This is a genomic window from Prolinoborus fasciculus (genome assembly GCF_056724605.1).
On record NZ_JBWZQN010000031.1, the window covers coordinates 17,923 to 38,043 of the forward strand.

Genomic DNA, 20,121 nt, shown 5'->3' on the forward strand with positions numbered 1-20,121 from the left:
GCTAAGCTCGAGCCATGCTGAATATAGGTCCAAAAACAATGAATATACGACAATCATATCTCGATCAGTCGCCCTTAGAGATTGCCCGGGAACTGGCTGAAACTTTTGCCCAAACTGCAGCAGAGCGGGACAAACAGGGGGGTAATCCCAAAGCCGAGCGTGACCTGATTCGTCAGAGTGGCTTGCTTGACCTGTCCATTCCAAAACAGTACGGCGGTCAGGAGGCAGATTGGCAGACCATTTTTAAAACCATTCAAGTGATCGCCCGGGTCGACAGTTCATTGGCGCATGTCTACGGCTTTCACCATTTGCTGATTGCGACCGTGCAATTATTTTCCCAAGCGGAACAATATGGCCCGTGGTTTGAACAGACTGCCCAAAATAATCTGTTCTGGGGTAATACTCTAAATCCGCTGGACCGTCGTACCACAGCCATAAAAGTTTCAGAAAACGAATATATTTTCCATGGTGATAAAAGCTTCTGCTCGGGTTCGATCGATTCAGATATGTTGTTGTGTTCAGGCTATAATGAAGCCGGAAAATTGCTGATTGGTGTGATTCCTACCCAACGCGAAGGAGTAAGTTTTCTGGGGGACTGGAACAATATGGGCCAACGCCAGACCGACAGTGGTACCAGTCATTTTGAGCTGGTCAAAATTCATGAAAATGAATTGCTGTTAAATCCGGGTCCACTGAGTACGCCGTATTCCAGCCTGCGTCCTTTGATCGCCCAGCTGATTTTCGTACATCTGTTTTTGGGCGTGGCAGAAGGGGCATTTGAAATCGCCAGACAGGGTGTACAGACCCAAAAAGCCTGGTCCAAATCACTGACAGACGATGCGGTGAATGATCCTTTTATCCAGAAGCATTTCGCTGAGTTTTATGTACAACTGGAAGGGGTACGCTTACTGGCAGATAAAGCGGTTCAGGCTTTACAGGCAGCCTGGGAGCTTGGGAATGATTTAACAGCTGAGCAGCGCGGTGAAGTCTCAGTTGCCATTGCCACAGCCAAAATTGCCGCAACCAATACCTCTCTCTATATTACCCAGAATATTTTCCAGGTGATGGGTGCGCGGGCCACCACGGCCAAGCTCAATCTTGACCGTTTCTGGCGCAATGTCCGCACCCAGACCTTGCATGACCCGATCGATTATAAATATCAGGAAGTGGGGGAATGGGTGCTGACTGGAAAAGTGCCTGATCCGAGTTTTTATTCCTGATCTAAAAATAAAACAGCCTCTTTATCGGAGGCTGTTTTATTCGGGATGAAAAAGTTTGGTTTTAAATTTGCTTAAAAGCTTCAATCGCTCTTACACGAGAGGCTTTTAAATCCACAATCGGTTTTGGATAATCCAGTTCAAGATCCGGATTTTTGGCATAGGGTTCATGAATAGATTTAGCATCCAGATGCCCCAGTTCCGGCACCCAGCGGCGAATATAATCCCCATTCGGGTCAAACTTCTGTGACTGGCTGACCGGGTTAAAAATCCGGAAATAGGGTACGGCATCCATGCCGGTCGAAGCACACCATTGCCAACCGCCATTGTTCGCCGCCAGATCACCATCAATCAGATACTGCATAAACCAGCGTTCTCCCAAGCGCCAGTCTATCAGCAGGTTTTTACACAGGAACATTGCAGTAATCATGCGTACCCGGTTATGCATCCAGCCAATGGCTCGCATTTGCCGCATGCCGGCATCGACAATTGGAATCCCGGTTTGTCCTTGTTGCCAGGCAGCCAAATCATCCGGTGCATTGCGCCACTGGATGTTATCGGTATTTTCCTTAAAAGGCCGATGCCTGGATACACGGGGAAAATCAAACAGGGTATGCAGATAAAACTCGCGCCAGAGCAGTTCATCCAGCCAGGTCTGCTGACCGATATCATCAATCTGGAAATAACTGTCCTTAAACAGGGTCTGCATACATTGACGGATCGAGAGAATACCGATATTCAGATACGGTGACAGGCGGCTGGTACCATCGACTGCAGGTAGCTCTCGCTCAGTTTTATAGTGAGCCATTTTATCCTCGATAAAATCATCGAGCAGCTCAAAGGCAGCTTGATCTTCCACAGGCCAGAGCTGGGCAGTATGATCGACAGAATAATCAGCCGCAAATTTTTGCAGATCAAAGCTGGTCAACTGGTCTGGTAATTCAACCGGATCTTGAGCCTGAATGTCAGGGTAACAGCCCGGTATATTCTGAATCAGTCGCTCATAGCACTTTTTCTTGAATGCGCTATAGATCTGATAGGGTTGATTGGACTGGTTACGGATACTGGTCAGTGGAAACAGGCTGCGATCATGATACAGCTCGACCCGGATCTGCTGCTGTTCCAGCATCTGCTGTACCTGTGCATCACGTTGCAGTTCATTCACGCCCACTTCAATATTGGCATGTAGCGTATCAATCTGAAGTTTTTGGCACAGGCTTCGCATTTCGGCCGGCAGGTCTTGCCATAAGGGAACATTTAAAATGATTAATGGAATATTCAGCTGCGCTAACTGCTGCTTTAAGATAATGAGTCGACGCAGATAAAAATCGATTTTAATCCGGGCATCCTGATGCAGCTTCCATTGTTCGGGAGAGAGCACCATCACTGCTATACAGCTGCCTTGCTGGGTGGCATGCCAGAGCGCGGCATGATCATGAATGCGGAGGTCTTGACGAAACCAGATCAGTTGCATTGTTAAAATTCTTGGAAAGTCGTTAGTGCAGAATTTTAAGGAATTGATGGTTTTAAACCTAGCCAGACAACAATTTTATCACATAAAAAAATCCCCCAAGCCGAGCCTTGAGGGAGGGAGTGAATCTGCTGAGATTTATTGGAATAATTATACGGGCTCAGCTTCTTCTTGCTGCACAGGCATTGCCTGTTGTGCTTCAAGCTCACGGACCAAAGGCAGCACCTTCTGGCCAAAATATTCAACCTCTTCAATAAAGTGCAGGAAGCCTGACAGAATCAGATCAACGCCCACTTTTTTTAGTTCGATAATCCGTTCAGCAATCTGCTGCGGTGTCCCGATCAGATTGGTGCGGAACCCGTCATTGTATTGCACCAGATCTTCAAAGGTGGATTTGGCCCAGTTGCCTTCACCTTCCTGACTTGCTGCGCCGGCTTCACGGGTCGCTTCACCAAAAGATTTCACTGCCTGCACATTGGCCTTGCTAATAATTTCCTGCAATACAGCCTGCGCTTCTTCTTCGGTATCCCGTGCAATCACAAAGGCATTTACGCCGATTTTCACCGAGTGATGATTTGCCTTGGCTTTTTCACGAATATCATCGATCTGTTTTTTCAGCTCTTCCGGGGTATTGCCATTGGTGAAGTACCAGTCAGATACGCGAGAAGCCATATCACGTGCTGCCCGGGAACTGCCGCCCTGAAAGATTTCAATATGCGGTTTTTGTAGCGGTTTTGGACTCAGGGTATAGTCTTTGAATTGATAATATTTACCTTCAAAATTAAAGTTATTCTGGCTCCAGACCCCTTTCAGGCTACGGATAAACTCTTCCGAACGGGCATAACGCTCGTCATGTTCCGGCCATTCTTCACCAATGGCATCAAACTCACCGCGGAACCAGCCACTGACCACATTGATCGCGATCCGGCCATTGCTCAGATGATCAATCGTCGCCAGTTGTTTTGCAGCCAGTGCCGGCTTCCATGGACCCGGCAGAATCGCGGCAATGACTTTCAGGCGTTCAGTTTTGGCCAGAATGCCATGACTGAAGCTGACCGATTCATGCTGGTTTTCTGCGTTATAGCCGGCAGTAAAACGGATCTGGGTCAGGGCATAATCAAAGCCTGCCTGTTCAGCGGTTTGTGCCAGACGCACGTTATAGTCATAGCTCCAGTCGGTGCGCTGCTCGATATTACTAACCACCAGGCCACCACTGACATTCGGCACCCAATAGGCAAATACGATATTTTTATCATTCGACATATTCATCACCCTCTGCAATGCTGTGTTCAAGCCACTTGAGTCTTTGGTGCTTTCTTGCTGTGCAAGCGCGATTCTGCGGCATCCAGGCTCGGCACGGCTGCTGAAGGCAGCACTTCTTCCTGTTCGATCTGCTTGTTAATGCCCAGATTTTGACTGGCTTGAATGGTTTTTTCTTTGATGACTTCAGCACGTTGTCCCTTGGCTGGTGCCCATTCAAGAATCGGCAAGGCACGCGCCACAGCCAGGGTAATCCGGTCGCGGAGCAATTCACTGTGAATGGTATATTCAGGGGTGAAATCGCGGTCGGTGGCATAGACCCCAATCGGTAAAGTCTGTGCCTGAAAGAAGCTGAATAAAGGACGCAGTTGATGTTCAAGCACCAGCGCATGACGGTCACTGCCACCAGAAGCTGCCAGTAATACCGGAACATCGACCAGCGCCGTTTGCTCAACAAAGTCAAAGAAATGCTTGAACAGGCCGGTAAATGAAGCGCGGTACACAGGAGTGCCAACAATCAGCGCATCTGCGGCTTCTACTGCTGCCAGATCATTCTGAACGCGTTGCGGCAACTGATTGCGATAAATCGCGCCGCCCAAGAGCGAACCAATTTCACTAAATTTAATGAAATGCACATTGATCGGTGTCGCTTCACCCAGCTCATCCAGAATGGCCTGAACCAAGGCTTCGGTTTTTGAGGGGTGATTTAAACCGCCAGATACGGCAACAATATTTAAGGGTTTTTGCGCATTAAAATTAGACATATTTAGAACCTGAAAATAGGGTTAATCTCGGAATGACCCTATTAATCCCGATTCAGCGAAGGGCTGTAAAATAACGAAAAGCTGAAAAGTTATCTGATTTTGCGATATACGACAAAGGCCTGATTTTTAAGGAAGTTTTTGTGGGTAAGTGAATGATATTTATATTTATATTGAATAAAGATAAGCTTTTTCAGTGAGGAATAAGTGATATATAAAAAAGTGATGAGAATTAAACAATTATTGCAATAGTGCAAAAATGGGCAATTTTGAAGAAAAACTGCATATTATTTTAAAAATTGTAGTGTCTTGCATATCCTTAACTGGGTTGTATGGTTAGAATAGGGACTACCGTGCCAAGATCTCTCTCACGTTGCCTATGAATATTTTAATCGTTGATGATCATCCACTATTTCGTCATGCCTTGATTCAAGCTGTACGTTATAGCCTGCCACAAGCCCAGATTCATGAAACTGCGGCAGTCAATGAATTTTATGAACGTCTAGAAAATGGCCCTGAGCCTGATCTTGTGCTGCTGGATTTAAACCTGCCGGGCGCTTCCGGCTTTTCTGCCCTGGTGCATGTCCGCGCACAGTATCCGTCTTTACCGATTATTGTTGTGTCTGCACATGAAGAAGTCAGCATCATCCAGCGTGCGATCGCGCATGGTGCGATGGGCTATATTCCTAAATCTGCTCACCCAAGCCATATCGGTGAAGCGATTCGTGAAGTGCTGGAAGGTGAAATCTGGTTACCGCCAAATCTGCCAGCCAATATGAATTTTGATCCGCGTGCTGCCGATGAAACGGCTTTGGCAGAACGGATCCAGTCTTTGACGCCGCAACAGTTCCGGGTATTGATGATGGTGGCTGAAGGTTTATTAAACAAGCAGATTGCTTATGAACTGGATGTATCAGAAGCGACGATTAAAGCGCATGTGACTGCAATCTTCCGTAAGCTTGGCGTACAAAACCGGACACAAGCGGTATTGGCCATTAATGCACTGAATATTGAAGACCGCAAAATGTAAATTCTGCATATACGAATTGAAAAAGACCTCCTTGGAGGTCTTTTTTATGGGCAAAATCTGCAAAATTGAGTGCAAAGGCCTGAATCAGCTAGGCGATATAATCCTGCTTGCGGGTGAAATCATCACAAAACAATGGATTTAAGGCACATTGCAATTCGTCAATCTGCTCTTCGGTGACATAACCTTTCGATTTCAGATATTCCGCCACGCGATCATCACGCAGACTCAGGAAAGTCGCATCATAAACACCGAGATCGACAAATAGTGCTGCAGTTTCCAGACTGTTAAAACGATCCAGATAAACTTCATTGTCATACATCAGGAAGACATGTTCGTCGCGCGTACTCGGATCGACATGTAAACGTTGTGCCAGTTCATGTGGGCAGGTTTTGATAAATAACAGATCAGACAGCTCATCAAACTGGCTGGTGTCCAGACAATCTTCTTCATTTTTGACTTTACCCAGCCAGGCCTTAAAGACCAGTACCGCGCCACCACGCAGCAACATGCTCCAGATCTGATGACGGGTCTTTGCCGGAAGATCCTCTGTTTCAGCTTCTAAAGACTGAATCAGCTTGTCTTCCTGTTCAGCAATCTTTTCAAATAGACCCAGACCTTGCGGCTTGTAGGCATAAGGTTCAAAGACATCAAAATGTAATTCATCAAAGACTTGCAGTGCCAGAGGGACTGCACTCTGATACAGCGTTTCCAGTGCCTGATACTGGGCATCATTCAGCTTGCTGTATTTAAAGATCTGTGCCCAGTCAATGCTTGGCAATAAGGCATTGGCGCCATATTGACGGTGAAACTGCTGGGTCTGATTCAGGCCATGGTTTTGATCTATGTTCATGTGAAGAACTCCGATATGCAGAAATAGATCAGCGACCAAAAAATTAAGGCTGCATGAGATGGGAACTGATCGTTTCTTATTCCTCTATTTTTAGAGCCAAGTACAAGGGATAAAAATACGACTAAAGTTATAGTAGTGGAAAATTACTCTTTAATTTTTATTAAAAACAATAAGATAGTTAATTGTAACTAAGTGTACACATGTACATTAATACATTCGTCAGTTTTTGCCATAGCGAATTAAAAAATGAGCATTTTGGTCAATTTATTCAGCTGTATTTTCGGCATATTTGCTGCTTTTAGCACATTAGAATAAATTTTATGCAAGCTAGGTAAGTTTATGTGGCAGTAGAGTATAAAAAATGCCCATTTCAGGGTGTGAAATGGGCATTGATCAGATCGTTATCTACTTAGGAGTCGGAAATTTTCAGTCCAGATAACCATGAACGTAATGAGGCCGGTTTCAGCGGTTTTTTCAGCAGAACAATGTTTAGCTCTTTTAGACGTTGCGGCAATTCCGGATCGGAATCGGCGGTAATCAATGCGACCGGAATATCCTTCGAACGATGTTCCAGAATGAAATCCAGACCGATCTTGTCCTGATTCAGATGTTGATCCACCAGCCAGACCTGAATATTTTCCTGCTGAATCAGCATGGCTGCTTGTTCAGGTTCAGTGGCTTTAAACACCTGATAACCCCATTTGGTCAATAAGGTCGACATGCCTTCCAGAATGGTTTCATCATTATCCAGACATAGAATCTTAAAGGCTTTGCTCTTTAAAGGTACGGCCTGAACCGGTGCTGCGACCACTTTCGGTGCTTCGATCACAGGCACTTCAATCATAAAGCAGGAACCTTTACCCAGCGCAGAAGACACATGTACCGGATAGTCCAGCATGCTGGTCATGCGTTGTACGATCGCCAAACCTAGGCCCAGACCCTGTTCACCCCAAGGCGAGGTGTGGCCGCAACGTTCAAATTCCTGAAACAGTTTGATGCGCTGTTCTTCGGCAATGCCCGGGCCAGTATCCCAGACGCCAATACGGATATGATTCGGTCTGCTGCTCGAACGTAATACACCGACCACCACTTTACCTCTGGCAGTATAACGCAACGCATTGCTGACAAAGTTCTGGATAATGCGGCGAATCCATTGTGGATCGGTATCAATCCAGAACTGTGCATCATGCACACTGAACTTGATACCACGCTGTGCAGCGATGGATTTGAACTGGAGTTCCAGATCGCTGAGCAGGTCATGCAGCGGATAAGCCTGACGTTTCGGCTGAATGGTGCCGCCTTCCAGTCGGGCAATATCCAGCAGGGCAGACAACATGCTTTCTGCACCATGCAAAGCACGATCCAGTTGTTGTAAGGTCTTGCGGTCTTCATCATTCTGCACACTTTGTTCGAGTGCGGTACTGAACAGGCGCGCGGCATGCATTGGCTGCAACAGGTCATGACTGGCGGCGGCAATGAAGCGGCTTTTTGACATATTGGCCTTATCGGCCTGTTCACGCGCCAGTTGCTGCTCGGACAATGCATCGGCCAGCTGCTGGGTACGGTCCTGAACCCGGGCTTCAAGTACGGCTTCATTTTCACGGAAGGCAGTAATATCGGCGAAAGTGGTAACGAACCCGCCGCCTTCGATCGGATTGCCGCGCATCTGAATGACGCGGCCATCTTTACGAATCCGTTCAAATTCATGGGCACTGCCGACCTGCATCCAGTGAATCCGTTTCCGTACATGTTCTTCAACCGAGCCCGGGCCACATTCACCACGTTCAGCGTTATAACGGATCAGGTCTGCGATTGGACAACCGACATAGACAATATCGGTCGGATAATCGAACAGTTTCAGATATTGATTGTTCCATGCGACCAGGCACATATTTTCATCAACTACGCTGACCCCTTGGGTCATGTGATCAATCATGGTCATGATCAGGTTCTGATTAAAGCGTTGCCATTGCGAGGCCTGATCGAGAATATTGGCGACCTGACCCAATGCCAAACCATTATTAACCATAGCTGTGGTCAACAGGGTACGTGCCGAGGCTGCCCCGATAGTCCCCGCCAGATACTGTTCGGTGAAACGCCACCACATGCCATTGGCACTGCTGTTTTCATTCAGCTCAACACTGTTTTGGGTGCAGAACTGCTGGAAAGCGCGTGTGGTTGGGCCTTCGCCGGTAATGCGTTTAGCTAGGGTAATCAGATCACCGACTTTTAAACGGGCGACATCCTGATGCGAATAGCTGACCTCGTTAGAAGGACTCTGCGAGGGTAGTGGCTTGGTTTCATAATAGAAGAAACTTTCGGCTTGAATCTGTTCGGCAATACTCGGACGGAAAATACGGGAAATCCAGATATACAGCAGGGTATTTAAGCCCAGTGCCCAAACTACGCCATGCGTCAGTGGATCAAAAGACTCAAAACCGATCAGGGCTTCCGGTCTTAACCAGTTCCAGCCAAAAGGCCCTTGATTCAGCAAGCTTTGGCTAAAGCTGCTATAGGCTTCTGGCAGGCTTCGCAAAATGGTTGGAAACAGCAGGGTATAAGCCCACAAGGCAAAACCGGTCAGGAGTCCAGCATAGACACCCTGTTTACTACCGCCACGCCAGTACAGGCCACCGATCAGGGCAGGGGCGAATTGTGCCACCGCACTAAATGCCAACAGACCAAAAACCGACAACTGGTCAATATCATTAAAGAAATTGAAGAACAGGAAGCCCATCAACATCACGCCCAGAATACAGACCCGGCGGGTAAATTTCAGCACCAGCGGCAAGCGTTTGTCATGCCGGGAAATCAGCTTTAAACGCCACAACGCCGGCATGATCAGGTCATTGCTGAGCATGATTGACAGTGCCACGGAAGACACCAGCAGCATCCCGGTAGAGGCAGAGAAACCACCCAGAAATGCCAATAAGGTCAACCAGTCCTGATTATAGCTAAGTGGTAAGGACAGGACCGCCACATCCGGAATGGCCAGATATTGCGGTGCAGCATGTAGCGCCCAGCTGGCAATTGGAATAATCGCCAAGGTAGTCAGAATCAAATAAACTGCAAACCAACGCCGCGCACCACGAATATGTTTTTCATCACGTAGCTCAACCACAGCTACATGGAACTGACGCGGCAGGCAGATAATGGCCAGTGCCGCGAGCAGGGTCTGAATCCAGAAACTTTGTGGCACGCCAAACAGTTGTACATCATGAAAAGTAGTGCTGATATCGCTACTGATCTGTGCCAGATTTTCTGGTGCTTCAAACATAAAGAAACAGGCAACTGCCAGCAGGGCGAAGAGTTTGACAAAAGACTCAAATGCCACGGCCAGCATCAGGCCGCCATGCTGTTCAGTATTGGCAATCTGCCGGGTACCAAACATCATCGCCAGTATTGCCAGAACCCCAGTCAGAAACAGTACGCCATTGGTCGTGCCGGTTACACCTGCGGAAGGTTCCAGAATGACGGCGGCACTTAAGGCAATCGCACGTAACTGCAAGGCCAGATAAGGCACAATCGCTACCACTGCCAGAATGGTTACCAGCGAGGCGAGGGGACCACTTTTACCATAGCGTGCTGCGACAAAGTCAGCGATCGAAGAAATGGCATGATGTTGTCTCACTCGTCCCAGACGGCGCCAGATGTCATAGCCGACAGCAACAAAGAGCAGCGGACCCAGATAGATCGGCAGGAAAATAATCCCTTCACGTACCGCAGCACCCGTGGCACCATAAAAGGTCCAAGAGGAACAGTACACCCCTAAAGTTAAACTGAACAATAACATGCGCCCACGGGTACTCAGCCGGCTGGCATGTTTTTCTCCGTAAAAAGCGCAGATAAAGAGTAATGCGATATAGAGGGCAAGTACCCCTATGATGAGCCAACTGTTCATATAGCCTGATGTGTGCTGAGCATGCCGCTATGATAGCGCATCATGAACGCTGCAGTTTAAATTGATCATTTTTTAACGACCAAAGTCTAAATTACAAGCACATACGAATCTTGTTAACTTGTGATAGTGATAATTCGAATTAAAAATAGTAGGCCCAAGGTTGGGCTACAGGAGTAGTAATTATGGATGAGGTACAAGTAGATCGTATTCTACAAAATCCAAAATTCAAGGAAATGGTCCGCAAGAAAAGTATGCTCAGCTGGACGTTGACCGGCATTATGCTATTTGTCTATGTGGGTTTCATGTTGCTGGTTGGTTACAACAAAGAATTTCTATTGTCTTCAATTTCAGGTGGTGTGACCACGTGGGGTATTCCACTTGGTCTAGGTATCATTGTCCTGTCGTTTATCTTGTGTGGTGTGTATTCCTACATTGCCAATAACAAACTTGATCAATTGACTGAAGAAGCAATCCGTGAAGTCGAAGCGATTGCGCATGAAAAAGGACACCACTAAGATGAAATGGAATTCTCTTATTGCCCTAGCGACCACGATAGTGGCTTCAGGCGTTGCATTCGCTGGTCCTGATCTGGGTGCAGCAGAACAGCAGGCGACCAACTGGCACGCGATTATCATGTTTGTGATTTTCGTAGGTGCTACGCTGTTTATTACCAAATGGGCAGCAAAACAAACCACCAATACCAAAGACTTCTATACTGCCGGTGGCGGTATTTCCGGTTTCCAGAATGGCCTGGCGATTGCCGGTGACTATATGTCAGCTGCATCGTTCCTGGGTATTTCCGCGATGGTATTCCTGTCCGGTTTTGATGGCTTGCTGTATTCACTGGGTTTCATGGTGGGCTGGCCGATTGTATTGTTCCTGGTGGCAGAACGTCTGCGTAACCTGGGTAAATACAACCTGTCAGACGTAGTGTCTTTCCGCTTGCAGGAAAAACCGGTACGTACCTTGGCTGCTTTAAGTTCACTAGTTGTGGTCGCGTTCTATCTGATTGCACAGATGGTGGGTGCAGGTCAGCTGATCAAACTTCTATTCGGTCTGAACTATAACATTGCAGTCGTGATCGTTGGCTTGTTGATGATGGCCTACGTGATGTTCGGCGGTATGTTGGCAACCACTTGGGTACAGATCATCAAGGCGGTGATGTTGCTGTCTGGTGCAACCTTTATGGCATTCATGGTTATGAAAGGTGTGGGCTTCAGCTTTACCAACATGTTTGAACAGGCGATTGGAGTCTACTCAAAAGTACATGACTTGAGCCTGACAGATGCGACCAAAATCATGGGTCCGGGTAGTCTGGCATCTAATCCGATTGATGCGATTTCTTTAGGTCTGGCATTGATGTTTGGTACCGCAGGTCTGCCACATATCCTGATGCGTTTCTTCACGGTAAAAGATGCCAAAGAAGCGCGTAAATCAGTCGTAGTTGCTACAGGTTTTATTGGTTATTTCTACCTATTAACCTTCATCATTGGTTTTGGTGCGATTCTCTATGTATCGAACAACCCGCAATTCCTTGATGTTGCGAAAATGGCAGTGACTGGCAAGCTGGAGCTGGTGGGTGGTAATAACATGGCGGCGGTTCACCTGTCTGATGCAGTCGGTGGTGACCTGTTCATGGGCTTTATTTCTGCAGTTGCATTTGCCACGATTCTTGCAGTGGTTGCAGGTTTGACCCTGTCAGGTGCTTCAGCAATTTCGCATGACTTGTATGCCAACGTGTTGAAGAAAGGCCAAACCACGCCTGAATCGGAACTACGTATGTCTAAGATTGCGACTTTAGGTCTTGCGATCTTCGCGATGATTCTCGGGATTCTGTTCGAGAAACAAAACGTAGCCTTCATGGTCGGTCTGGCATTCTCTGTTGCGGCATGTGCCAACTTCCCGGTACTGGTATTGTCTATGTTCTGGAAAGGCTTGACGACACGTGGTGCAGTGATTGGTGGTGTTGCAGGTCTGGTAACCGCAGTAACCTTGATTGTGCTGTCTAAAGCAGTATGGGTCGATACTTTGGGTATTTCTGATACGCCAGTGAACCCGTTCAATGGTCCTGCAATCTTCGCGATGCCATTATCATTCTTGTGCTGCTGGTTGTTCTCTGTGACGGATAATTCGGCACAGGCTCAGGCAGAACGCAAAGCCTTTGATGCGCAGTTTGTACGCTCACAAACCGGTATTGGTATCTCAGGCGCATCGGATCACTAAGATCTGCGCTACGCTAAAAAAGCCCCGTCAGGGGCTTTTTTTATGGAGATATCATCAAGTTTTTTCTTTAGGATAAATGCCGTATTGCATTGAGCTGGCTGGATTTGTGCAGTGTTATTTCAGTAATTTTCATACAAATCGTATATCTGCAAGTGGCTTTGAGCATGCTATGTTAAAAGCTGTTAACAATAACAATGTATTCCCTACATGAAGATAGTAACAAGAATAGCAACAAGAAGGGCATTATGAAGCAATCTCTGCAGCAGTTCTGGAACAGCTTTACCCATTTGCCTTCGGCATGGCTGTTGTGCCTGCAATTGCTGATCCTGATCTTGTCGGTATTGAGTTATGGAAGCATGTCTTATCGGGCGGGAACCTGGGTACTGGGTGTTCTGGTTTTGCTGGTGATTGCCAGAGTCATTCGCCAGACTCCGATGTTTACCATTTTAGGACTCAGCTTTGTCGCCGGTGCAATTCTCTTTTCCTCCCTGATTGTGCTGGGACTGCGTTATACCTGGATCCATGTCACCGCCCACCTGTTTGAAGCTGGTGCTTATTTTAGTGCAGCCTATGGCCTACTGCGTTATATGTTTCATGACCGTTATCTGACCAAGGATGAACTCTTTGCCGCTGGCGCAGTATTTACCTTGCTGGCCTGGGGCTTTGCCTTCCTCTACAGTATCTGTCAGCTGCTGGTGCCGTACAGCTTTTCAGACCCCGATCTGCAAGCCTATCAACCCTGGCTGGATCTGATTTTTCTTAGTTTCAGTGTGCAATCTGCAACAGGACTGTCTGATATCATGCCGGTCAGTCCGGTCGCACGGATGCTAGCCATTATCCAGATGTTTGTCGGGGTGATGTATCTGGCGCTGATTGTATCCCGCTTAATTGCCTTGCAATATATCGCACGTCTACCGCATAAAAAGAACGTGAAAAATAGAGAAAACCCGCCTGGGCAATAAGACTCATCCTTTTATTGTATTTGTTACAGTAACTTAACGGCTTTATTTTGTGTCACATCCTAAAATAGCAGGAGATCTAGCTCCCATAGACTGAATCTGTCTGATCATTTTGACCTTACCAATAATTATTTGACGCTGTTTGTCGATCCAATTTTTAAAAAATGGAGGATGTATGCCTTCCACAAAACCATCCTGTTTTGCCAATATCAATCCAAATGTTTTTATTAGTACTGTCGCCATTATTGCGATATTTTTAGCGTTGGTCGTATTTGCACCCGATGCTTTTTCAGTTTTCACCCAGCAACTGAACCAGTGGATTACTACGTCCTTTAGCTGGTTCTATGTATTGTCGGTGGCGATATTTCTCATCCTTCTGGTTTATATTGCCCTGTCGGATATGGGCAAAATCAAACTGGGACCCGACCATAGCCAGCCGAAATATAGCAGCGCCTCTTGGTTTGCGATGCTATTCACCGCAGGGATGGGGATTGGCCTGATGTTCTTTGGTGTGGCCGAACCGGTGATGCATTATGTCACGCCACCTGCCGGTGAACCTGAAACCGTACTGGCTGCACAACAATCTATGCGGGTCACCTTTTTCCACTGGGGCTTACATGCCTGGGCCATTTATACGCTTGTTGGCCTATCGTTAGCTTATTTTGCTTATCGGCATCAATTGCCTTTAAAAATCCGTTCGGCCTTGTATCCGCTGATTGGTCAAAAGATCTATGGACCGATTGGAGATGGCGTCGATACCTTTGCCACCATTGGTACGGTATTTGGTGTCGCTACTACGCTTGGTTTCGGGGTGACCCAAATCAATTCAGGTTTGAACTATTTGTTTGGCATTGAACAGGCACCCAGTACTCAGGTCATTTTGATTATTGTGGTCAGTGTCATGGCGGCGACTTCCGTATTTTTTGGATTAGACAAAGGAATTAAACGTTTATCTGAACTAAATTTGGTACTTGCACTGCTGTTGCTGATTTTTGTCTTTATGGCAGGTCCGAGTATTTATCTGTTACAGACTACTATTCAGAATGCCGGCCAGTATGTTTCAAATCTGTTCAGTATGACCTTTAATCTGTATGCCTATCAGCCAAGTGGCTGGATTGGGGGCTGGACCATCATGTACTGGGCCTGGTGGATTTCCTGGTCGCCATTTGTCGGGATGTTTATTGCCCGGGTCTCGGAAGGCCGCAGTATTCGTGAATTTATCGTGGGTGTATTGCTGATTCCGACTGGATTTACCCTGATCTGGATGGGCTTTATGGGCAATGCCGCACTGTACAGCATTATGCATGAAGCCAATACTGGCTTATTAGAGGCAGTTCAGCGTGATTCATCAGTGGCCCTATTTGAGTTTCTGAACAATCTGCCTTTCAGCTCAGTGACCAGCATCATTGCAACTTTACTGGTCATGCTGTTCTTTGTGACTTCTGCCGATTCAGGGGCATTGGTGACTGATTATCTGACAGCGAAAAGTGATAATTCACCGACTTGGCAGCGTCTGTTCTGGACCGTACTCATGGCTTTATTAGCCATCATCCTTTTGCTGGCCGGTGGCTTAGAGGCCTTGCAATCGGCCACGATTATGAGCGCTTTGCCATTTACATTTATTATGCTGCTGATGTGTTGGGGATTAATCAAAGCCCTACATCTGGATGTCACCAAAATGCATGCACTGCAAGCCGCACGGATTACCCCGCGTGCGATCCAGAATCCACGCAGCTGGCAACAGCGCTTAGGCCTGATCATGCATTATCCGCATACTCAGGAAGAGGTGCAGCAGTATATTCACAATACGGTGAATAAGGCATTTCTCAGCTTTCAAAGTGAATTGAAACGGCGCCGATTACATGTAGCGATTAGCCCGCTAGAAGACGGTATACAGCTCCGTGTTGATCATCAGGATGAAATTAATTTTATCTATCAGGTCAATGCCACTCAGACTTTAAGTCCAAGCTTTATGGCTGAACTGGAGAATGCGGGAGTAGATTCCTATCAGGCAGAAGTCTTTTTAAGAGAAGGTGGGCAGGGTTATGATGTGATGGAGTGGACGCAAGAAGATCTATTGCAGGATATCATTGATCAATATGAACGTCATTTGCACTTCTTAAGTCTGGTACGTACGCCTGAGTAAACAGAGTCATAAAACAATAAAAAAGGACGCAATATGCGTCCTTTTTTGATTCAGAATCTAATCAGAAATTAGAAACGGAATTTGGCATTTACGCCGATCGTTTGAGTATCACGAACTTGAGCAGTTTGCGCAAGATTTGCTTCGTAGTTAGCATTTACATAAGATGCGCCAACTGCAACAGCAGGAGTAATGAAGTAGTTTACGTTCGCGCCCCAAGCTTTGTCTGGAGAACCAGCAAAGCTAGATTCCATATAAGAAGCACCAACGCTTAACTGTGGGTTAAGGAAAAGAGTTGTACCTAAGTTGTAGGCAGTATCTTCACCATAAACTAAACCGCTTTCAAAACCAATTGACATGTTAGTACCGTCGATTGCACCAACGTATTTAGTACGTGCAGTGATCGCATCTGTCTTATCAGCAATTGTTGCAGATTCAAGAGCAGCTTTAGCAACGCCGTTAGACACAATATTGAATGCATCTAAAGAAGCTTGGTCAGCAACGCTGGTATAACCAACAGCAACTAAGAAGTTAGGAGCAACTAAAGCACCAAGTTCTAATGCATAACGGTCGCCTTGATCGTCAGTTGCGTTAGCAGTTTTGCTATCAGCAATGGTATGGCTATAAGAAGCGCTTGCATAAACAGGCACAACTGAAGTTGGAACGTAAGCTTCACCTTTTACGCCGTAAGTATGATTTACAGTACGTGAACGTCCAGCTTCTTCTTGACCGTTTTCGCCATAGCTATACGCTAGAGCAACATTAGAAGCTTGGTTCAGGAAAGCAGCTTCAGCTAAAGGACCTTTAGAAGCGTCTACATCTTTGAAGTAGTAAGTACCTTGAACAGCGCCAGTGAAGTCTTTGTCATTTGCAGTGTTGTCGATGTACTCTGACTGACCTTGAACTTCGAATTGATATGCTTGAGCACCGGTCATCGCTAATAATACAGCAGTGGCTAAACCTAGTTTTTTCATGATATTTACCATTTTGTTACAAAAGATGTACAACATAAAACGTATTGTATTGTAACAATTTATTAAGTCAATCCAATTCGAAATCGCTATTTTTTTAAGCTAAATCATTGTATTAATTTTGTGTAAAATTCAAGTATTAGGCTCCGAAGCTATTTTATATAAAAACTCTTGTATAACAAAAATCTAGACTTTAAATATAGAATCGGGACTAAAGATTAAGGAGAAATTATGTTGTTATTTTAATCAATTAATACGATTAATTATAATATATTTATCTATTAAAACAATTAATAATAGGTGAGTTAATTCATAAATGTGTCAAGAAGTGCAAAATGTCTGGCGCATCAGGTCTTTGATTGGATTGCTTGATCTTAGAGCATCATCAGCTTGGGCTTTAGAGTGGATGTCTGTTTTTTGAGCTAAATGGGCATGATTTATAATCTTGACTGAAGCAATCGACTTTACATTTTTAGGGGAATTTTACATAATATGAAAATCAAGTTAGAGTTCACACTTTCATAGTGATTTAGCCTGGTTCTCCACAATTTTTTGTTTTATCGCCCAGCTTTCCCCAAGGTTGGGCTTTTTTTTTGTTCCGCATTTTTTATTTCAGATCATCCTGTTTCTAAAAAAACCTTCAACTCAAAACAAGAGGAGGAGAAGAAATATTATAATAATTTTAAGCACCAAAATAGTGCATACTTAAAGGTGAAAATATCGACCTAAAATTTAATAGCTAAAAAAAACCCCGATTTTCATAGAAAATCGGGGTTTTTTCGCCAAAATTTGCGGGTAAACTAAAATATCTGCTGAGGAATAATTTAACTCGCCCTAATGCGGTGCATTATGCACCCAATTGTTGCATGTGTAAATAGTGCGGAAAGCAAGTTTTGATATTTTTTTTAATGCTTAAAAGTCCTGTATTTGTGTTGTATTTTTTGTAGGATAAAACCCATAAAACTTTAGCCTGAATTTAAAAAGTAGCGCTTTTAAAAATTAAAATCAAAAAAATATAGAAAAAACATTAACTAAGTTGAATTACCTACTTTAAGAGTATTTCATTTTATTTGTATAATAATCAATCTATTTAGCTTTGCTTGTCATATTGGGGCGTAATACAACAGCATGAATACCTTACGCTCTGAGTGGATCAGTAAACGTTTGTACTGGTCGATGTCGATTATTATTTTATGTTTACTTTGTATCTGTATTCCCTTAATTGTGAGTAGCAGTCAAAGTTATTTAAAATCCAGACAAACCTATCAACAATTGAATGCATTGCAGCAGGTCGCTGACCTGGCAAATAAGATTTCGCGTGAGCGTGCGCCTGCCAATAAAGCCATGTCCAGTTCGGTGCAGGAATTTGCCCAGCATCAGCAAGAGTTAATCAGCTACCGTCAACAGGTGGATCGGCAGCTCTCCCAGACGGCTGATGTCTTGACGGAGGTCGGTTTTAACAACCTGAGTCAGCAACTTTCACAGCTTGAGAATAGTTTGAAAAAAGGGCGTGCACAGGTTGATGCTTATACCCAGATGCCGCGTCAGCTGCGCAGTGCTCAGGAACTTGATCAGGCGATTCTGGCGATGTTTGCTGCCTGGGAAAGTTGCCGTGAACTTTTGCGTGACGTGGCGGTGGCTTCAGATAGCTCATCGACCCCTCTGAATAACTATATTAGCCAGATTCTATTTTTATCAGATTTACGTGATCAGGCCGGTCGTGTGGCCTCGTCTATCATGGCACATGTGACTTTTGAAGCTCCGCTTCCCACTGAAAATATTACCCGCTCTTTACAGACCCAACATCAGGTGCGTTATTTGTGGGCCTTGATTGATACCATTCAACCTGTTCAAGATAAGACTGAGGAATTCATCCGTTTACATCGGCGGGTAGAAACCGAGTTTATTCAGCAAGGCTTACCGATTGTGAGTGAGCTGATCAGTGACAGTCTGGAGCAACGTGACTACCGTTTGAGCGGAACAGAGCTGACTGAAGCGATCGTAGATAAATTTGCGACTGTGGTAGACCTGCAAACTTATCTGCTGCAATACAGCAGAGATGCCGCTATTCAGGAAATGAACAGCAATATGCAGCGTTTGATCTGGAGCGTGTTGGTATCGTTGATTTCATTACTGACCGCGATTTCCACCATGATCTTTGCACGCAAACAAGTATTTTTGCCACTTATTCAGGCACGCCGCATGTTGTTGAGTTTGTCTAAAAACTCGGGTCGTCAGAAAATTGATATGCGGCTGCGTGAAGTGAATCATTCTGATTCCTTATTCGCTGCCATTCAGAAATTGCAACAAATGTTGCAAGAACGCGATGCGCTAGAATTCCGTTTAAAAAATATTGCTCATTCCGATTCTTTGACCGGACTGGCCAACCGTTTTGCGTTGGAAGAATATATCCGCTTTATGGAAAATCAGCCGGGTCAATTGAGCCAGACCTGTTTGATGATTATTGATATTGATCATTTTAAACAGGTGAATGATCAATATGGGCATATTGTGGGTGATCAGGTGATTCAACTGGTGGCCGAGCGTTTAAAGGCCAATGTTCGGGCGACGGATTTGCTGGTGCGCTATGGCGGCGATGAATTTCTGGTACTGATTGAAAATATCCAGATGCAACAGGCACTGATCGTTGCAGATAAAATTCGGGCTGAAGTGGTTGAGCGCTATATTCTGACTGCGCTAGGAGATCAGATCCAGATTTCGGTCAGTATCGGGGTGGCGATTGGGGCTGTTTCCTGGATGACTTTGTTGTCAAATGCCGATGATGCTTTGTTTAAAGCCAAAGCGAAGGGACGGAATGTGGTGGCTGAGGTTTAGTCTAAAAGATTCCTTCTCTACTTTTGAACTGCACAAAAGTAGCAAAATGCATTTGTTCGACTGATGCTAAGTCCCTTTAGCACAGTCGAACGGGCGACATCCATGTCGCCAGTCATGTGATCTAATTTGGATGATCTCTGGTTTTGTCGATCAGATAGTTAATAAAATTTGTGCAGGCAACAAGCATAAATTTTGCATCGATATAAGAAAGATTTGATTCGTCTAACATTGCATGGCGAATACCATCTGCATCGGATGTATAACCATATAAAGATTTAATACTGGCTTTTAATGCAGGATGTATTGGATATTGTTTTTCAATTTGACCAATTGCATCACCTAAAGTTACTTTGTCCTTCTTTAATATTTTTTGCTCTGTACACGACAAAAATAGATAACTCATTGAAATAATGACATAATAATTGTTTTCTAACGACGAATACTATGACACATCTCAATGAGTTATATCTTATCTTAAACAAATATCTAAAATGGAACAA

General features: G+C 45.3%; 14 protein-coding genes. 7 read left to right on the forward strand and 7 right to left on the reverse strand.

What is annotated here, in order from left to right:
• The first annotated feature begins 38 nt into the window (after positions 1 to 38).
• Complete coding sequence (locus tag AC1P5O_RS08985) at positions 39 to 1,220, forward strand: acyl-CoA dehydrogenase family protein (protein ID WP_121980014.1); 1,182 nt, start codon at positions 39 to 41, stop codon at positions 1,218 to 1,220.
• Between the two features lie 61 nt (positions 1,221 to 1,281).
• Here the strand turns inward: AC1P5O_RS08985 and AC1P5O_RS08990 are convergent, their stop codons facing one another.
• The 3 genes from AC1P5O_RS08990 to msuE form a co-directional block, all read right to left on the reverse strand.
• On the reverse strand, positions 1,282 to 2,691 hold the full coding sequence (locus AC1P5O_RS08990; RefSeq protein WP_499005973.1) for a cryptochrome/photolyase family protein: 1,410 nt from the start codon (positions 2,689 to 2,691) through the stop codon (positions 1,282 to 1,284).
• 147 nt (positions 2,692 to 2,838) lie between these two features.
• Positions 2,839 to 3,951 (reverse strand): dimethylsulfone monooxygenase SfnG, encoded by a 1,113-nt coding sequence (gene sfnG / locus AC1P5O_RS08995; RefSeq protein WP_121980016.1) that lies wholly within the window; start codon positions 3,949 to 3,951, stop codon positions 2,839 to 2,841.
• A 26-nt stretch (positions 3,952 to 3,977) separates the two neighbouring features.
• Entirely contained in the window at positions 3,978 to 4,712 is a 735-nt protein-coding gene (gene msuE, locus AC1P5O_RS09000; RefSeq protein ID WP_004647265.1) for an FMN reductase, read from the reverse strand.
• 376 nt (positions 4,713 to 5,088) lie between these two features.
• Between msuE and AC1P5O_RS09005 the strand changes: the two genes are divergently transcribed.
• Positions 5,089 to 5,739 carry a response regulator gene (locus AC1P5O_RS09005; protein ID WP_004281370.1) on the forward strand — a complete coding sequence of 217 codons (651 nt, stop codon included), beginning with the start codon at positions 5,089 to 5,091 and terminating at the stop codon, positions 5,737 to 5,739.
• A gap of 88 nt (positions 5,740 to 5,827) precedes the next feature.
• Here AC1P5O_RS09005 and AC1P5O_RS09010 read toward each other — a convergent pair whose 3' ends face one another.
• Both AC1P5O_RS09010 and AC1P5O_RS09015 read right to left on the reverse strand, forming a co-directional pair.
• The gene (locus tag AC1P5O_RS09010) at positions 5,828 to 6,589 is read right to left on the reverse strand and encodes a hypothetical protein (RefSeq protein ID WP_348942097.1); all 762 of its coding nucleotides are present in this window, start codon (positions 6,587 to 6,589) and stop codon (positions 5,828 to 5,830) included.
• Between the two features lie 409 nt (positions 6,590 to 6,998).
• Positions 6,999 to 10,490, reverse strand: coding sequence for a hybrid sensor histidine kinase/response regulator (locus AC1P5O_RS09015; protein WP_004729193.1), 3,492 nt, complete (start codon positions 10,488 to 10,490; stop codon positions 6,999 to 7,001).
• A gap of 182 nt (positions 10,491 to 10,672) precedes the next feature.
• Between AC1P5O_RS09015 and AC1P5O_RS09020 the strand changes: the two genes are divergently transcribed.
• From AC1P5O_RS09020 to AC1P5O_RS09035, 4 genes are all read left to right on the forward strand, one after another.
• Complete coding sequence (locus AC1P5O_RS09020; protein ID WP_004281374.1) at positions 10,673 to 11,005, forward strand: DUF485 domain-containing protein; 333 nt, start codon at positions 10,673 to 10,675, stop codon at positions 11,003 to 11,005.
• Position 11,006: 1 nt separating this feature from the next.
• Positions 11,007 to 12,713: a cation acetate symporter gene (locus AC1P5O_RS09025; protein ID WP_004729195.1), complete on the forward strand. Its 1,707-nt coding sequence runs from the start codon at positions 11,007 to 11,009 to the stop codon at positions 12,711 to 12,713.
• A 245-nt stretch (positions 12,714 to 12,958) separates the two neighbouring features.
• Entirely contained in the window at positions 12,959 to 13,675 is a 717-nt protein-coding gene (locus AC1P5O_RS09030; protein WP_004729196.1) for an ion channel, read from the forward strand.
• A 172-nt stretch (positions 13,676 to 13,847) separates the two neighbouring features.
• Complete coding sequence (locus tag AC1P5O_RS09035; RefSeq protein WP_348942095.1) at positions 13,848 to 15,818, forward strand: glycine betaine transporter; 1,971 nt, start codon at positions 13,848 to 13,850, stop codon at positions 15,816 to 15,818.
• 68 nt (positions 15,819 to 15,886) lie between these two features.
• Here the strand turns inward: AC1P5O_RS09035 and omp33-36 are convergent, their stop codons facing one another.
• The gene (gene omp33-36, locus AC1P5O_RS09040) at positions 15,887 to 16,825 is read right to left on the reverse strand and encodes a porin Omp33-36 (protein WP_004647272.1); all 939 of its coding nucleotides are present in this window, start codon (positions 16,823 to 16,825) and stop codon (positions 15,887 to 15,889) included.
• 1,089 nt (positions 16,826 to 17,914) lie between these two features.
• Between omp33-36 and AC1P5O_RS09045 the strand changes: the two genes are divergently transcribed.
• Positions 17,915 to 19,621 (forward strand): GGDEF domain-containing protein, encoded by a 1,707-nt coding sequence (locus AC1P5O_RS09045; protein WP_004647273.1) that lies wholly within the window; start codon positions 17,915 to 17,917, stop codon positions 19,619 to 19,621.
• A 121-nt stretch (positions 19,622 to 19,742) separates the two neighbouring features.
• Here AC1P5O_RS09045 and AC1P5O_RS09050 read toward each other — a convergent pair whose 3' ends face one another.
• Entirely contained in the window at positions 19,743 to 20,024 is a 282-nt protein-coding gene (locus AC1P5O_RS09050; RefSeq protein WP_499005974.1) for a hypothetical protein, read from the reverse strand.
• Between the last annotated feature and the right edge of the window lie 97 nt (positions 20,025 to 20,121).

Bases quoted from the DNA above. Each gene is read 5' to 3' on its own strand.
- AC1P5O_RS08985 (WP_121980014.1), top strand. From the start codon at position 39: ATGAATATACGACAATCATATCTCGATCAGTCGCCCTTAGAGATTGCC.
- AC1P5O_RS08990 (WP_499005973.1), bottom strand. From the start codon at position 2,691: ATGCAACTGATCTGGTTTCGTCAAGACCTCCGCATTCATGATCATGCC.
- sfnG (WP_121980016.1), bottom strand. From the start codon at position 3,951: ATGTCGAATGATAAAAATATCGTATTTGCCTATTGGGTGCCGAATGTC.
- msuE (WP_004647265.1), bottom strand. From the start codon at position 4,712: ATGTCTAATTTTAATGCGCAAAAACCCTTAAATATTGTTGCCGTATCT.
- AC1P5O_RS09005 (WP_004281370.1), top strand. From the start codon at position 5,089: ATGAATATTTTAATCGTTGATGATCATCCACTATTTCGTCATGCCTTG.
- AC1P5O_RS09010 (WP_348942097.1), bottom strand. From the start codon at position 6,589: ATGAACATAGATCAAAACCATGGCCTGAATCAGACCCAGCAGTTTCAC.
- AC1P5O_RS09015 (WP_004729193.1), bottom strand. From the start codon at position 10,490: ATGAACAGTTGGCTCATCATAGGGGTACTTGCCCTCTATATCGCATTA.
- AC1P5O_RS09020 (WP_004281374.1), top strand. From the start codon at position 10,673: ATGGATGAGGTACAAGTAGATCGTATTCTACAAAATCCAAAATTCAAG.
- AC1P5O_RS09025 (WP_004729195.1), top strand. From the start codon at position 11,007: ATGAAATGGAATTCTCTTATTGCCCTAGCGACCACGATAGTGGCTTCA.
- AC1P5O_RS09030 (WP_004729196.1), top strand. From the start codon at position 12,959: ATGAAGCAATCTCTGCAGCAGTTCTGGAACAGCTTTACCCATTTGCCT.
- AC1P5O_RS09035 (WP_348942095.1), top strand. From the start codon at position 13,848: ATGCCTTCCACAAAACCATCCTGTTTTGCCAATATCAATCCAAATGTT.
- omp33-36 (WP_004647272.1), bottom strand. From the start codon at position 16,825: ATGTTGTACATCTTTTGTAACAAAATGGTAAATATCATGAAAAAACTA.
- AC1P5O_RS09045 (WP_004647273.1), top strand. From the start codon at position 17,915: ATGAATACCTTACGCTCTGAGTGGATCAGTAAACGTTTGTACTGGTCG.
- AC1P5O_RS09050 (WP_499005974.1), bottom strand. From the start codon at position 20,024: ATGAGTTATCTATTTTTGTCGTGTACAGAGCAAAAAATATTAAAGAAG.